The sequence below is a fragment of the Streptomyces muensis genome (genome assembly GCF_021474425.1).
In the GTDB taxonomy this organism is placed as follows: Bacteria; Actinomycetota; Actinomycetes; order Streptomycetales; family Streptomycetaceae; genus Streptomyces; species Streptomyces muensis.
In genome coordinates this window covers 1-13,068 of record NZ_JAKEIP010000236.1, presented here as the reverse complement: position 1 = coordinate 13,068, position 13,068 = coordinate 1, and the positions used below count along the sequence as shown (strand labels likewise).

11 protein-coding genes and 2 pseudogenes are annotated in these 13,068 nt (G+C 71.6%); 5 read left to right on the top strand and 8 right to left on the bottom strand.

Annotated features, from left to right (window positions below):
- The 3 genes and pseudogenes from L0P92_RS35070 to L0P92_RS35060 form a co-directional block, all read right to left on the bottom strand.
- Positions 1–333: pseudogene (locus tag L0P92_RS35070) on the bottom strand (hypothetical protein); the annotation flags it as partial.
- Complete coding sequence (locus tag L0P92_RS35065; protein ID WP_234767098.1) at positions 330–1,337, bottom strand: permease; 1,008 nt, start codon at positions 1,335–1,337, stop codon at positions 330–332. The gene L0P92_RS35065 and the pseudogene L0P92_RS35070, both read right to left, overlap by 4 nt.
- Positions 1,338–1,430: 93 nt before the next feature.
- Entirely contained in the window at positions 1,431–2,798 is a 1,368-nt protein-coding gene (locus L0P92_RS35060) for a helix-turn-helix domain-containing protein (protein ID WP_234767097.1), read from the bottom strand.
- 99 nt (positions 2,799–2,897) lie between these two features.
- Between L0P92_RS35060 and L0P92_RS35055 the strand changes: the two genes are divergently transcribed.
- Positions 2,898–3,068, top strand: coding sequence for a hypothetical protein (locus L0P92_RS35055; protein ID WP_234767096.1), 171 nt, complete (start codon positions 2,898–2,900; stop codon positions 3,066–3,068).
- Positions 3,069–3,172: 104 nt separating this feature from the next.
- On the opposite strand, the gene L0P92_RS35050 is transcribed toward L0P92_RS35055, so the two are convergent.
- Both L0P92_RS35050 and L0P92_RS35045 read right to left on the bottom strand, forming a co-directional pair.
- The gene (locus tag L0P92_RS35050; RefSeq protein WP_234767095.1) at positions 3,173–3,775 is read right to left on the bottom strand and encodes a tellurite resistance TerB family protein; all 603 of its coding nucleotides are present in this window, start codon (positions 3,773–3,775) and stop codon (positions 3,173–3,175) included.
- A 250-nt stretch (positions 3,776–4,025) separates the two neighbouring features.
- Positions 4,026–7,772: an nSTAND1 domain-containing NTPase gene (locus L0P92_RS35045; RefSeq protein WP_234767094.1), complete on the bottom strand. Its 3,747-nt coding sequence runs from the start codon at positions 7,770–7,772 to the stop codon at positions 4,026–4,028.
- A gap of 293 nt (positions 7,773–8,065) precedes the next feature.
- Here L0P92_RS35045 and L0P92_RS35040 point away from each other — a divergent pair, with 293 nt between their 5' ends.
- Together L0P92_RS35040 and L0P92_RS35035 are read left to right on the top strand one after the other, a co-directional pair.
- Positions 8,066–8,956: a ribonuclease domain-containing protein gene (locus L0P92_RS35040; protein ID WP_234767093.1), complete on the top strand. Its 891-nt coding sequence runs from the start codon at positions 8,066–8,068 to the stop codon at positions 8,954–8,956.
- Between the two features lie 107 nt (positions 8,957–9,063).
- A complete protein-coding gene (locus L0P92_RS35035) occupies positions 9,064–9,543 on the top strand; it encodes a barstar family protein (protein WP_234767092.1) in 480 nt (159 codons plus the stop codon).
- A 231-nt stretch (positions 9,544–9,774) separates the two neighbouring features.
- Here the strand turns inward: L0P92_RS35035 and L0P92_RS35030 are convergent, their stop codons facing one another.
- Together L0P92_RS35030 and L0P92_RS35025 are read right to left on the bottom strand one after the other, a co-directional pair.
- Positions 9,775–10,047 (bottom strand): DUF397 domain-containing protein, encoded by a 273-nt coding sequence (locus tag L0P92_RS35030; protein ID WP_234767091.1) that lies wholly within the window; start codon positions 10,045–10,047, stop codon positions 9,775–9,777.
- On the bottom strand, positions 10,007–10,855 hold the full coding sequence (locus tag L0P92_RS35025) for a helix-turn-helix domain-containing protein (protein WP_234767090.1): 849 nt from the start codon (positions 10,853–10,855) through the stop codon (positions 10,007–10,009). The genes L0P92_RS35030 and L0P92_RS35025 overlap by 41 nt, the downstream gene beginning before the upstream one ends.
- A gap of 85 nt (positions 10,856–10,940) precedes the next feature.
- Here L0P92_RS35025 and L0P92_RS35020 point away from each other — a divergent pair, with 85 nt between their 5' ends.
- Together L0P92_RS35020 and L0P92_RS35015 are read left to right on the top strand one after the other, a co-directional pair.
- Complete coding sequence (locus tag L0P92_RS35020; protein WP_234767089.1) at positions 10,941–11,387, top strand: ATP-binding protein; 447 nt, start codon at positions 10,941–10,943, stop codon at positions 11,385–11,387.
- A gap of 279 nt (positions 11,388–11,666) precedes the next feature.
- The gene (locus L0P92_RS35015) at positions 11,667–12,467 is read left to right on the top strand and encodes an NPP1 family protein (protein ID WP_234767088.1); all 801 of its coding nucleotides are present in this window, start codon (positions 11,667–11,669) and stop codon (positions 12,465–12,467) included.
- A gap of 107 nt (positions 12,468–12,574) precedes the next feature.
- Here the strand turns inward: L0P92_RS35015 and L0P92_RS35010 are convergent.
- Positions 12,575–13,068 (bottom strand): annotated as a pseudogene (locus L0P92_RS35010) (hypothetical protein); the annotation flags it as partial.

Sequence of the window (13,068 nt, the reverse complement as noted above, 5' to 3'; positions counted from 1 at the left end):
ACGGGGGCTGTGGCTGTGGCTGTGGCTGTGATCATGCTCCTCGTCGTGCCCGTGCCCTTCGTCATGCTCGCGCTCGCCGTCGTGGCCGTGCTCGCCGTCCTGTTCGTGCCCGGCGTCCTCCGGCCGTTCCCGCTCCCGCTCCCGCCCCGGTCCCGGTCCTCGGCCGACGACCGCCGCCAGCACCCCCAGCCCCACCAGCACGCAGCCGGACACCACCAGATACGGCCGCAGCGTCGCCTGCACATACCGCAGGTACAGCTCGCTGAAGAGCGATATCCGCAGGATCGCCGCGCCCGTCAGGAGCAGCAGTACCGCCGGTCCGTACCGCCTCACAGCAGCCACCACCCCACGAGCACGCTGGTCAGCACGGCGACGACCCAGGTGACGGACGAGAACCGCAGGGCGAAGGAGCGGCCGAACGTGCCCGCCTGGAGGGCGATCAGCTTCAGGTCCACCATCGGGCCGACGACCATGAACGCCAGCCGGGCGGTCGGGGAGAAGCCGCTCAGGGAGGCGGCGACGAACGCGTCCGCCTCGCTGCACACGCACAGGACGACCGCGAGGAGTGCGAGGAGCAGTACCGACAGCCACACCGACCCGGTGAAGAGGTCCAGCACCGACCTCGGTACGACGATGTTGAAGGTCGCCGCGGCCGCCGCGCCGAGGACGAGGAAGCCGCCCGCGTGCAGGAAGTCGTGCTGGAGCCCGGCGGTGAAGGCACGCAGGCCGCGGCCGCCGTCGGCATCGCCGTGCCGTTTCGGCGGCCGTAGCCACTCCTCCCGGCCGAACCGGGCCCACAGCCAGCCCATCACCACGGCCGTGGCCAGGGAGGCGACGAGCCGGGCGAGGACCATCTTCGGCTGCCCGGGGAAGGCGACGGAGGTGGCGACCAGGACGACGGGGTTGATGGCGGGCGCGGAGAGGAGGAAGGCGAGGGCGGCCGCGGGGGCGACGCCGCGGCGCATCAGGCTCCCGGCGACCGGCACGGACGCGCACTCGCACCCGGGCAGGACGACTCCGGCCGCACCGGCGACGGGTACGGCGAGCGCCTGGTTGCGGGGCAGCAGCCGGCTGAAGACCTTCTCCGGTACGAAGGCCCCGATCGCCGCCGAGACGACCGTGCCGAGCAGCAGGAACGGCACGCCCTGCACCGCGATGGCCGTGAAGACGGTCCACCAGGCGGCGACGGGCGGGGTGTAGAGGTCGAGCGCGAGCGTCGGGCCGAGGACGGAGGCGACCGTGGCGATGGCCAGCAGCGCGGTGCCGCCGAGGACGGCGTACACGAGGGCGCGTACGGCGATACGCAGCCCGTCGATCACGGTCCGCTGGTTCTGCACGCGCCTGTCCCCACCCGTTCGTACCTGTCCGCACCCGTTCGAGTTGCCTCCGCGCAGGCTAACCGGTCCGAGCTGTGCGCAGCCTCGGGTTCCTCACAGAGGAGGCTGTGCGGGGGCGGGGCCCAGGGTCGTGGTGCCCGGGGCCGTGCGGTGGCCGAGGCCCGTGCGGTACGCGTCCAGGGCCGCCTCCACCCGGCCGGTGCGGCGCAGGAGGTCGCCGAGCAGTCGGCACAGGTCGGCCAGGTCGCCGGCCGCGCCCGCGCGTTCCAGGAGGCTGAGGGCGCGGACGTAGTGCTCCTCGGCGGTCTCGGTGTCGCGGGTGTCCTCGGCGATGATGCCGAGCAGGCGGTGGGCGGCGGCGGCGTGGATGGCGCCGCGTTCGGGGCCGAGCGCCTGTCCGGCCCGCGCCTCGCTGAGCACCTCGTGGAGGAGGGCGGCGGCCTCGTCGGACTTTCCGCGCCGGTGCAGTACGTCGGCGAGTTCGACGGCGACCTGGCTGGTGAAGAGGGCGGCGCGCTGGGCGGTGAGCATGGCGCGGGCCTCGCGCATCTCCACCTCGGCGCTCGCCAGGTCGCCCCTCTGGGCGTGGACGTAACCGCGCATCCAGTGGCAGTTCGCGAGTTCGGTACGGATCTGGAGCTGCCGGTATAGCTCGGCGGCCTTGGCGAGGGAGGCGTCGGCCTCGGCGACACGGCCCTCGGCGAGGAGGGTGCGGGCGACGGACCGGTGCATGCGGGCGACCAGGGCGGGGTCGGCGGCCTGCGGGGCGAGGGCGAGGGCGTACTCGGCGGCCTGGGCGGCGCGGGCGTGGGCGCCCATGTCCATGTAGGGGCCGATGACGCTGGCGTAGAGCAGGAGCAGGGCGTCGGGGTCGTGCAGTCCGCCCCGGTTGAGCTCGTCGAGGGTGGACTCCAACAGGTAGACGGCGTAACGGAGTTCACCGGCGAGGTAGTGGGACACGGCTCTGCCGCGCAGGGCCGGGACGCGGGCGGGGAGCGGGGCGTCCGCCTCGGTGAGGACCTGCTCGGCCTGCTCGAAGTGGCGTCGGGCGGAGGTGAGTTCCCCTATGTCGATGGCGCACTCGCCGAGCCCGAGCAGTGCCGCCGCCCGCTCCTCGGCGAACCCGTGTCCCTCCGCCTCCGCGAGCAGCGCGGTGTACTGCTCGGCGGCCGTCTCGGCGTCGCCGGTGGCGAGGGCGCGGTGGGCTTCGGTCAGCCGCAGCCGCAGGTCGGTGACGAGGTGTGCGGGGCGTCCGGTGGCGAGTTCCTCGAAGGCGACGCCGAGCCGGCCGGCGATGTGCCGGAGCGCTTCGTCGGAGGCGCGGACGCGGCCCGCCTCCAGGGTGGAGATGTAGGCGGGGGTGTACGCCGGTTCCGCCAACTGCTTCTGCGTCAGCCCTCGATCGGCCCGCAACCGCTGCACTCTTCGCCCGATGGTTCCCGGGGCGTCACGGTCCGACATCGCCCAACTCCCCCTGCGCCTCTTGCCGTTCGTGTCCGACAGCGCCTAGGTTAAACCGCGTATTAAACGTGGTTAACACAATGCTGTTGCGAGGTCGCCGTGCAGGAACGCACCAGCACCACCGAGCGCTACACCCGAGGGTTCGCCGCGGCGGTGGTCGCCGTGGCGACGTTGATCCTGGCGGCGAACGCGGGGCCGGCGCGGGCGGCGGTGCCGGATCCTGTCCAGCGACCGGCTCAGGATGTCATCTCGCAGCAGGGGCGTGGCTGAAAGTCGCACAAGCCGGCCCCGGGGGGACACTCGCCGTGTTCCCACCGGGGCCTCGGGGCTGTGGCCCTTGCCGTGCCTGCGGCTGTCGGGCCGTCAGGGTCTCGTCAGAGCTGGAACTCCGCGGGGTTCAGGCCCAGGGACGCGCAGGCCTCCCGGAGGATCGCCTGCTCCGCCTGGGAGAAGTGGCCGTCGGCGCCGGCGATGACGATGCCGGTCTGGACGACCGCGCGGGCCTCGGTGGGCTTCTTCGCGGCCTTGGCGATCTCCTGCAAGGCCTCGGCCTTGCCCTGCGGGAAGTTGCGGGTGAGCTGGTCCACATGCCGGTTGAAGCGCTGGCGCAGCTGGTCCGGCGGGAAGTTCTGCAGCACGTCGTTGCTGAGGATCATCGACTCCATCTGCTGGCGCTCGGCGGCGTCCACATGCCCGTCCGCCGCCGCGACCAGGGCGCACATCGCCATGCTGGCGTCGCGGTACGCACCGCTCTTCAGCTCCGTCTTCAGGGAGCCGAGCTGGGTCTTCAGCAGGCCCACCAGCTGGGCCTTGGAACCGCCACGCGAGCTGCCGTGCGAGCTTCCGTGCGAGCCGCCGGCCGCCGCGCCCCCGTGGCCGCCGTGACCGCCATGGCCACCGGCCGTGCCGTGGCCGCCGCCCTGGGCCTGCTGTTGCAGCTGCTTGGCCTGGTCCTTGAGCCGGTCGAACAGTGCCATTGACGTCACCTCGGTATTCGTCGGGTCATGCACGCTCACCCGATCAACGTCCGCCCCCGGGCAAAGGTTCCACAAAGACGTTCCACAAAGACGCGGAGGGCCGTGACACGAGCGGAGGAGGTTGCCCGCGCCACGGCCCGATCGAGGTTGACAGCCGGGGGAATTGATCAACAACCCCTCTGATCAGGGCAATCAATCAAAACGCGCCCGGCCGACGGCCGTCCGGGCGAATCGGCCGGCTCGGCGCCCCTCAGCCCGCGCACACCTTCCGGTACGGCGCGTCCGGCACATACGTCCTCCACTGGGCCCGCGTCAGCTGACCGCCGTCGCCCACCCGGTCGCAGACCCGCGCGGCCACCCGGTCCGGATCGACGACGTACCGCTGGAGCGGCACATGGATCCCGGCCGCGTACACCGTGCCGCTGTCCGCGCTGAACGCCACCGAGACGATGTCCTCGCCCGCCGTCGGCAGCGGCCCGCCGAGCGGCTGGCGGGTGGCGACGTCCCACAGCTGGAGCGTTCCCGAGCTGCCGCCCACGGCGAGCGTGCGGCCGTCGGGGCTGAGCGCGAGCGCGCCGACGCCCTCCGGGGTGTCGCCGAGCCGGGCCGGGAAGACGTTGCGCAGGACGCCGGACTTGCGCTTCAGCTCGCCGTCCCACAGCGCGACCCGGCCGGTCCCGTCGCCCACCGCCAGCCGTGTGCCGTCCCCGCTGAAGGCGACGGCGCCGATCTGGTCGCCCTGGACCAGGTCCTTCCCGGCCACCGTCCCCTTCGGGAGGCGGGCGACGCGGTTGTCGCCGACCAGCAGACGGCCGTCGGGGCGGACGGCGAGGTGGCTGCTGGTCAGACCGGTGACCACGGAGGTACGGCGGCGGCTCGCCGTGTCCCAGACCTCGTCGGCCAGGTCGCCTATCTCGGGGGTGCGCACGGCGTAGAGGGTGCGGCCGCCGGAGCCGAGGGCGAGGTTGATCACCGGGCCGGTCTCGTCGGCGGTGATCAGGTCCAGGGTGGCGCGGACCTTGGCGCGGCGTACGTCCCAGATGGTGATCCGTTGCGCGGTGGCCTCCCGTCCCGGCGCCGAGACTCCGTACGCGAAGAGCGCGCCGTCCGGGCTGAACGCCGTCAGCGCCAGGGTGTCGCCGGGGATCACCGGGTCCGTGCCCGCGCGGGCGACGGGGGCCGGTGGCGCCGGAAGGGTGCGTACGGTGTGGTCGTCCCGGGTGGAGCGCAGCCGGAAGCGGTAGCCGGTGCCGGTGTTCGTGTGTTCGGCGGTGGCGAGGGTACGGCCGTCCGGGGCGAGCCGGACGCCGAGCAGGCCGTCCTCGTGCCAGGCCGGCGTCGCGGCCGCCGACACGTCGAGGGAGTGGACCGTACCGGCCTCCAGATAGCGCAGGACGGGGTACCCGGGGTCCCAGGCGAGGCCGCCGTACACGTACTGGTTGTTGAGGGAGTGCCGGAAGACCGGGGCGTCGGGGGACGACAGCCGCCACACCTTGATCTCGGCGCTGTCGGCCACCGCCAGGAACCTCCCGTCAGGGCTGAAGGCGGTGTACGCGGCGTCCGGGGCGGTCAGGTCGGCGAGCAGCTTTCCCGAGGCGGTGTCCCAGACGCGGATGCCTGCCGAGGTGACGGCGGCCAGCCGCTGTCCGCCGCCCATGACCAGCAAGGCGTAGTCGTCGGCGCAGACCTCCTTGTGCTGTGTCCACTGGCCGGACAGCTCCCGCCGCCCGGCGACGTCCCACACCTCGGGCGTCGCGCCCGGGCCGACCGAGGGGCAGAGGACGACCGTGCGGGCGTCGGGGGACATGCCCGCGCTGCTGACTGACCGCGGACTCTCGAACAGGAGCTTTCCGTCGGTGCGGGAGAACACCCGGACCCGTTCGTCCTCGGTGCTGGTCACGAGGACGGCCCGGTCGCCCACGGACACGTCCGAGAAGGCCGGCCACGGCCCGCCGCCGGTGGTCCAGCCGCCCTTCGTCGTGTCCCACAGCCGGATGCCGTCCTGGCCGGAGAGCGCGATGACCTTCGCGTCCGGTGAGGCCCCGACGACCTCGTCGCCGGCGACCGGCAGCCGGCCCGAGCCGGTGCGGCGATGCGTGGCCACGTCGTACGTCCGCCAGGTGTGGCCCCCGACGCTCAGCAGGACACGGCCGGTGGGGCTGAGGAAACGACGGGAGCTGTCGCCGGGGGCGGGGTCGGAGAAGGTGTCCCGCTCGGGCTGGGCGAGGGCACCGACCAGTGCCCGACGGGACTCCGGCAGCGGTGAGACCCGCCAGGCGGCGACGCCCAGCAGCATGGCGGCGCGCGGATCGGTGGTGCGCAGCGAGTCGGCGACGGAGGCGATCCGGCGGGCCGCGGTGTCGGTGCGCTGGCGCTCGTTGTCCCGGTGCTGGCTCCACGCGGTCAGGCTCACCACCAGCGCCACCGCCAGTACGGCGGACAGGGCGGTGACGAGTGCCCGGGACCTGCGGGCGGTCCGCACCGCCGTCTGCCGCTCGGCCTCCCGGGCCTCCAGCGCGGCGACGAGGAACGCCCGCTCCGACACGGTGAGCGTGCCGTCGTCGTCCCCGAACAGCTCCTCGGCCCGCGTCAGCCTGCTGCCCCGGTACAGCCCGCCGGGGTCGCGGTCGTGCTCCAGCCAGGCGCGGGCGGCCTCGGTCAGCCGGCGGTGGTGGCGCAGCCGTTCGCGGTCCTGCTCCAGCCAGCCGGACAGCCGGGGCCAGCAGGTGATCAGGGCCTCGTGGGCGAGCTGGACGCCGTCCTCGTCGGCGGTCAGCAGGCGGGCTCGGGCCAGCCGGTCGACCACCCCCGGCACCTGCGGGTCGGTCCACTCGGCCAGGTCGGCGCGGGTCAGCGGGCGCCGGGTGTCGGGGGTGCCCCGGCCCGGCTCGACCAGGCGCAGCAACAGCCGGCGGGTGGTACGCGCCTGGTCCTCGGTCAGCTGCTCGTACACCTCCTCCGCCGTCGCCGCGATGGCACCGCGCACCCCGCCCGCCGCCTTGTAGGCGGCGACGGTGAGCACCCGGCCCTTGCGGCGCCGCCAGGTCTCCAGCAGCGCGTGCGAGAGCATCGGCAGCCCGCCCGGCTGGTCGACGACCTCCTCGACGATCCGCGCGGTCAGCTCCCGCTCCACCAGCAGCCCGGCCGCCTGCGCCGGCTTGGTCACCGCGTCGCGCAGCTCGTCGGCGGTCATCGGCCCGAGCAGCATCCCCGCCCGCGACAGCGCGTCGGCCAGGCCCCGGTGCTCGGAGCAGCGGGCGTAGAAATCGGCCCGTACGGCGATCAGGACGCGGACCCGGGTGGCGGGCTCGCGGGCGGCGAGCAGCAGGTCGATGAAGCGGGCCCGTTCCCCGGCGTCCCGGCACAGGGTGAAGGCCTCCTCGAACTGGTCGACCACGACCCAGCTCTCCGGCTCGCCCTCGGCGGGCGCCAGCAGATGTCCGTACCCCTGCGCGGGCCGCTCGCCCGGGGTGAGGACCCGCAGCACCGCCGGTTCGCTGCGGCGCGCGATCTCCTCGCGCAGGGCGGGGATCAGACCGGCCCGCAGCAGCGAGGACTTGCCGCTGCCGGACGCGCCGAACAGCACCGCGAAACGGTGGTCGCACACCAGTCGGCGCAGTTCGTCGACCATCCGTTCCCGACCGAAGAAGAGGTGCCGGTCGTCGGGCTCGAAGCGGGCCAGGCCCCGGTACGGCGGTGCGGTGTCCGCCGACTCCTCGCGCACCGCCTCGGCGACCGCCGCCTCCACCTCCTTCCAGCGGGGCTCCCACTCCGCGGGGTCACCGCCGCATGCCTTCACATACCCCTGGACGACGGCGAGCGACAGCAGCCGCTCGCCGGCCGCGGCCTGCGACAGCGATGTCGCGGAGAACCCGGCCGTCTCGGCCATCCGCCGGTACGAGGGGCTCCCCGCAGTCCTGCGCAGCTCCCGCAGCTCGTGCGCGAGCCGCGACACGGGACTGGCCGTCGGGTCCAGCGGTCTTTCCGGGCGCCCCATGCGCACACCTCCGTATGGCTGGCGAAAGGGTCAACGCGCGCGACGAACGTACAAGCCGTTCCGTAACGCACAGGTTGCCCACACATGACGTAGAGATGACGCGACATGTGATGTCCGTCAACCCCCTTCCGTCCACGAGATTGATTGACCTGGCAAAGGGGATGTGCCAATCAATGTTCCGGTTGCCAGCCTGGGGCAGGCACGACGCCCGCCGATGACCCGCCCGTCCATGCAGGACAGCCGGATCCGGTGTGCGAACCGCATAATCCACACACATCTGGAGAACAGCGCGCATGCCTACCCCAGACCTCACGGCGGCCTCCGAGCCGGCCGCACTCAACGGCTCTGCCCGCCGGCACCATCCCCGGCCTTCCCGCCGGTACACGGCGAAGTTCCTGGTGCTCTTCCTCGCCGTCGCGACGCTCCTGGGCGGCTTCGTCGCCCTGGGCCCCCAGTCGCAGGGAACGGCGACTGCCGCCGTCGACGACGGCAGGAACTTCGGCGGCTTCCCCACGGACCTCGATGAGATGACCGCCTTCTGGACCGCCAAGGGATGGCCCTCCGACAAGAAGGCCTCGCAGGAGTCCCACAACGGCATCACCGGCTTCATCTACCGCGGCGGTGCCTACGGCGACCGGGACGGCCAGCTCACGGCGTACATCCGGGCCAACTACCCCACCGCGGTGGCGCCCAGCTTCACGGAGTACGACATCGACTTCCGGCCCACCCGCCGCACGCACCGCAACGCCGAGCGCATCGTCCGGGACAACGCCAACGGCTTCATCTTCTACACCAACGACCACTACGCGAACTTCCACCTGTACGCCTACGCCGCTCTCCCTGACGCGGACGACGCGGGCGGAGCCATCCCTCCGACCGGCACCACGGTGAACGACGCCCTTGCCCCGGTCGCCGAGGAGACGGCGGGCGACCCGCCGGCGGGCGGCAGCGGCGGCAACCCGCCGGACCCCACCACCTTCCTGCCCGTGGAGGACACGGCCTTCGAAGCCCAGTACAACGAGAGGATGGGCCGGGCGGACGAGCGCGGCGACGCGATGTACCTGAACCTCAACGCGATGGCCGACAACAACGACGGGATAGTCAGCAGGCTCGCCGACTTCCTCCTCTTCTTCGAAGGAGACAAGCACGCCGACCTCTTCCGCGACCACCACACCGAGCTGTAGTAAGCCGGGCTGTGGTCATCTGGTGGGGTCCCGGCGCCGTACTTCCGGCGCCGGGACCCCACCGCCGTGCACGACGGCACCACCCGAGGAACCCGAGGACCAGCACCATGAACTGGAACTGGCTACGACTGACCGTGCCCGAGCCCCCCGGAGATTCCCTCTCCGCAGTGGTCCGCGGCACCGACTGCCGCACCAGGGCGGGACTGTTCTCCGCATGGGCACGGGCCCTGGAATTCCCCGCCTATTTCGGGCACAACTGGGACGCCTTCCACGACTGCGTGTCGGAAAAGGCCCTGTGGCACTCCGACCCCGACGGACCGCCCCCCGCACATCCTCTGACGATCCTGGTCGAGGACGCCGCCCACCTGCTCGCCGACGCGGCCCCCCAGGACCTCACGGTCCTGCTCCAGTCCCTCTCCGACGCCGCCACGGTCCAGGACGGCGACGAGGACGCCCATGCGTACCCGGACGGCTTCAGGCTCCACCTGCTGCTGCACGACACTCCCGCGGGGCTCCTGGAGCTGGCGGGCCGGATGAGGCAGGCGGGGTTCCTGCCCTCGGCTGTCCCGCCTCAAGCCCCGTTCTGAAGCCCAGGGGCCTTCAGGTAGCCACCCGTGACCGAGGGATTGATTGCCCTGATCGGACGGGGTGCCGATCAACTCTCCGGCTGCCAGTATCGGTGGGGAGCGGGGTTCTGGCTTGTCCCTCGCGCCCGGTGTGACCGTCTTCCCCCCCGAGGGCCACACCATGGGCAGACAGAAGCCGCCGGTGGACACTCCCCCCAGTCCCACCGGCGGCTTCTGTCGAACCCGCCCTGCTCAGCGAGATGCGCCGACGTGGCCCACGAATGCGACGTACGCCTCCGGCGAGAGGGTGAGGGTGCCGACGTCGGGGTTCTTGGAGTCGCGGATGGCGATGTGGGGGGTGAGGTTGGCTACCTCGACGCATTCACCGCCGGTGCTCCCGCTGTACGACGACTTGCGCCAGGCGGCGCCGCCGAGGGGGGCGCACTCGACGCATTCGCCGCCCGTGTTTCCGCTGTAACTGGACTTACGCCAGGGGACGTTGACCAGATCCGGTGTGCTGCCCATAACGCTCCTCCAGTACGCCCTTGATCAGTTCCGCCGAATCCTCCACGGAGAGGGCGGCTCCCTGCAAGCCAGCGTAACGAAGGGCGGCCTCGCGGATGGTGTCCGGGTTGGCCGTCATATGGCCCGAGATCAGGTCCTCGGTGTAGACGATGTCCGGGTCGTCGTCGAAGCGGAGCAGAGTGAACGACCCCGCCAGGCTCACGTGTTCACCCACCCCGAAAGGCAGCACCTGGAGCTGGATCCAGCGGTCGTCCTGGAGGTCCAACAGGTGGTGGAGTTGCTTCCGCATGACCTCCGGGCCGCCGATCGGTCGGTGCAGCACCGCCTCGTCGAGCACCACCAACGACAGGGGCGGGTGCTCCCGCTTGAGGATGCGCTGGCGTTCCATGCGAGCGGCGACCAGTTCATCGAGCTTGTCCGGCCGCCCCGTGGCCAGCACGGCACGGGCGTACTCCTCCGTCTGCAGTAGCCCGTACACCAGCTGGCACTGATACGTGGAGATGTACGTCGCCTTCGCTTCCATGTCCGCGAACGGCTGAAACCACGTCGGCAGTTGGCTCCGCAGCACCAGCCCGACGAGCCGCGAAAAGCACCCGTCCGTCAACAGCGCCGCATCCGCCCGTTCCGCGAACTCTCTGGTCGGCACCTTGTGGGCGGTCTCGATCTGGCCCACCAGGGACCCCGTACAGAAGATGCAGTCGCCCAGATCCTGCTGGGACATCCCCGCCGACTCCCGGTACCGGCGGAGCTCGGAGCCGAAGTAGTCCAGCGGCGAGGCGGTGGGGTCGAGTGTGCGGATTCGGGCCATGGGCGGTCACCCCCAGATCGGAACGCGGCGCGGCGTTCGTTTCGGTCTGTAGCCGAGCGTAACCACACGACTCCACGCTGATGGCATGAATCACGTAACTGCCCAGCACGAGGAAGGACTTGGCGCCAGGTTCGGCACCACCTTCCCCACCCTCGGCGAGCACTCCGCCCGGCACCTGCGCCGCATCCTCCGCATGTACCTCACCGCCTGGGCGATGGACGACCTGTACGACTCGGCCTCCCTCGCCCTCACCGAGCTGCTCGCCAACGTCGTACGGCACTGTCCCGACCGGCGAGCCACGGTGCTGATGCTGCGACTGCCGGAGGGGCGGGGACTGCGCGTCGAGGTCACCGACACGAGTCCGCGCCCGCCGTTGTCCACAGCTGTGGACGAACTCGCCGAGGGCGGGCGCGGGGTGATGATCGTCGGTGCCGTCACGGACCGGTGGGGGTGGGTCCCCTTGGCCGGCCGGCCCGGCAAGACCGTCTGGTTCGAGTGCGACGCCAAAGCCGAAGGGCTCGGCATGCCCTGAGCGGGTCGGGCAAGGTCCGCTGCGGTTCGGCAACGGCCTGAAGGAGCGCGGGGCTGCATCGATATGCGGCTCGGCCGCGTGGGCGATCGGGCAACGAGGGGTGAACGGCGCGCGACGCGTCAGGAGTGGGTGGTAGCGGCCGGGAGAACAGTCCCGCGAAACAGCCGGCGGAATTGATTGCCCTGATCCGAAAGGCCTCCCAATCAACCCCGCGCTGTCCAGTCTCGGTCTCGTCACGCCGGACCCCCGGCAGACCGAGCAACAGGAGGAGAGCTCAACATGTCGCAGACAGCCAAGCTCCGCCGCAGGTCCCGTATCGCCAAGGCCGCCCTGATCCTGGGCAGCGTCGCCGGACTGACCGTCAGTATGACAGGCAGCGCCAACGCGGCGATCATGAACCCCCTGCCGTGGAACGCGTCCACCTTCCAGAACAAGTACATGCCGCTGTTCGACTACGACGACAACGGCTGCCTCCCGGCCACGGCCGTCGACGCGAGCGGCAGGCTCAACGGTGGCCTCCAGCCCACCGGCTCGATCACCGGCGGCTGCAGAACCAACCACCTCGCCAAGGCCAACACGTACGCGCAGTCGAAGTGCCAGAACGGCTGGTGCGCGTACGTCTACGCGCTCTACTTCGAGAAGGACCAGGCCCAGAACGGCGTCAGCTGGGGCAGCCACCGCCACGACTGGGAGTGCGTCGTGGTCTTCCAGAAGCAGGGCGAGGAGCGGCCCCGCTACCTCGCCGCCTCCCGGCACGGCGGTTTCAGCACCCACCCGATCAACGAGGTGCCGATGGACGGCAACCACGTCAAGATCGTCTACCACAAGGACGGGTCGAGCACCCACGCCTTCCGCTTCGCCAAGTGGGGCGAGGTGCCCCGGGTCTGGGGCAACGGCAACTGGGACACGCCGACCCTGGTCACCATGGAGAACATGGCCAAGACGCCGCGCGACGCCCTGTGGGACACCAACAACAAGAAGTACGACAACCACTGGGGCAAGGCCAACTTCCCGCTGACCAACAACCTCATCGACAACATCAACAAGGCCCGCCCCTCCGCGGTCCCCGCGTTCCGCTGACGCACGGCCCCACCCTGCACCGCCCGCGGCGAGAACAATCCCCGCTGTCCCGCCAAGGGCTTCCTCGCGTCAACGCGGCGGCGTACGGCGCCCGGAAGTCCTCACCTTCACCCGCTTACCTGCAGCTGCCGCAGCCGCTGACGGACGTTCTCCAGGGCGCCCCGTCGGCGGCCCGGCACCCGAGCCCTCAGCTCCGCGAGAGTGGACCCCAGTTCACACGCGGACGCCGTGTCGTCGATCCGGCCCCACTGATGGTGGGCCCGGTCGACCGCGGCCTCCACCGCGGGCGCGTCCGGCGCCTGCCCGGCCGACAGCCGGGCCGAGGCCACCATCAGCCAAGCCCGGCAACTGCGCACCGGATCCCCCGCCATCATCGCCAGATCGGCCCGCACCTCGATCCAGTGCAACGCCTCATCGGACGCCGGGCCATGGGCCCGCAGTGCGGACTGCTCATGATGAGCGGCCAGCACTTCGGCCTCCCCGTACCGCCCGGACTCGACGGCGGCGGCGATGGAAGCGTGGGGGTCACTGGACGGAGCGCTCAGCACCGGGGGCTGTGCGGGACTGTGCGCAGGGGGTGCTGGGGGTGCAGGAGGCACGG

Coding starts and splice junctions, on each gene's coding strand:
- L0P92_RS35045 (WP_234767094.1), bottom strand. CDS start 7,772: ATGGGGCGCCCGGAAAGACCGCTGGACCCGACGGCCAGTCCCGTGTCG.
- L0P92_RS35015 (WP_234767088.1), top strand. CDS start 11,667: ATGTCGCAGACAGCCAAGCTCCGCCGCAGGTCCCGTATCGCCAAGGCC.
- L0P92_RS35030 (WP_234767091.1), bottom strand. CDS start 10,047: ATGGGCAGCACACCGGATCTGGTCAACGTCCCCTGGCGTAAGTCCAGT.
- L0P92_RS35035 (WP_234767092.1), top strand. CDS start 9,064: ATGAACTGGAACTGGCTACGACTGACCGTGCCCGAGCCCCCCGGAGAT.
- L0P92_RS35060 (WP_234767097.1), bottom strand. CDS start 2,798: ATGTCGGACCGTGACGCCCCGGGAACCATCGGGCGAAGAGTGCAGCGG.
- L0P92_RS35025 (WP_234767090.1), bottom strand. CDS start 10,855: ATGGCCCGAATCCGCACACTCGACCCCACCGCCTCGCCGCTGGACTAC.
- L0P92_RS35020 (WP_234767089.1), top strand. CDS start 10,941: ATGAATCACGTAACTGCCCAGCACGAGGAAGGACTTGGCGCCAGGTTC.
- L0P92_RS35050 (WP_234767095.1), bottom strand. CDS start 3,775: ATGGCACTGTTCGACCGGCTCAAGGACCAGGCCAAGCAGCTGCAACAG.
- L0P92_RS35040 (WP_234767093.1), top strand. CDS start 8,066: ATGCCTACCCCAGACCTCACGGCGGCCTCCGAGCCGGCCGCACTCAAC.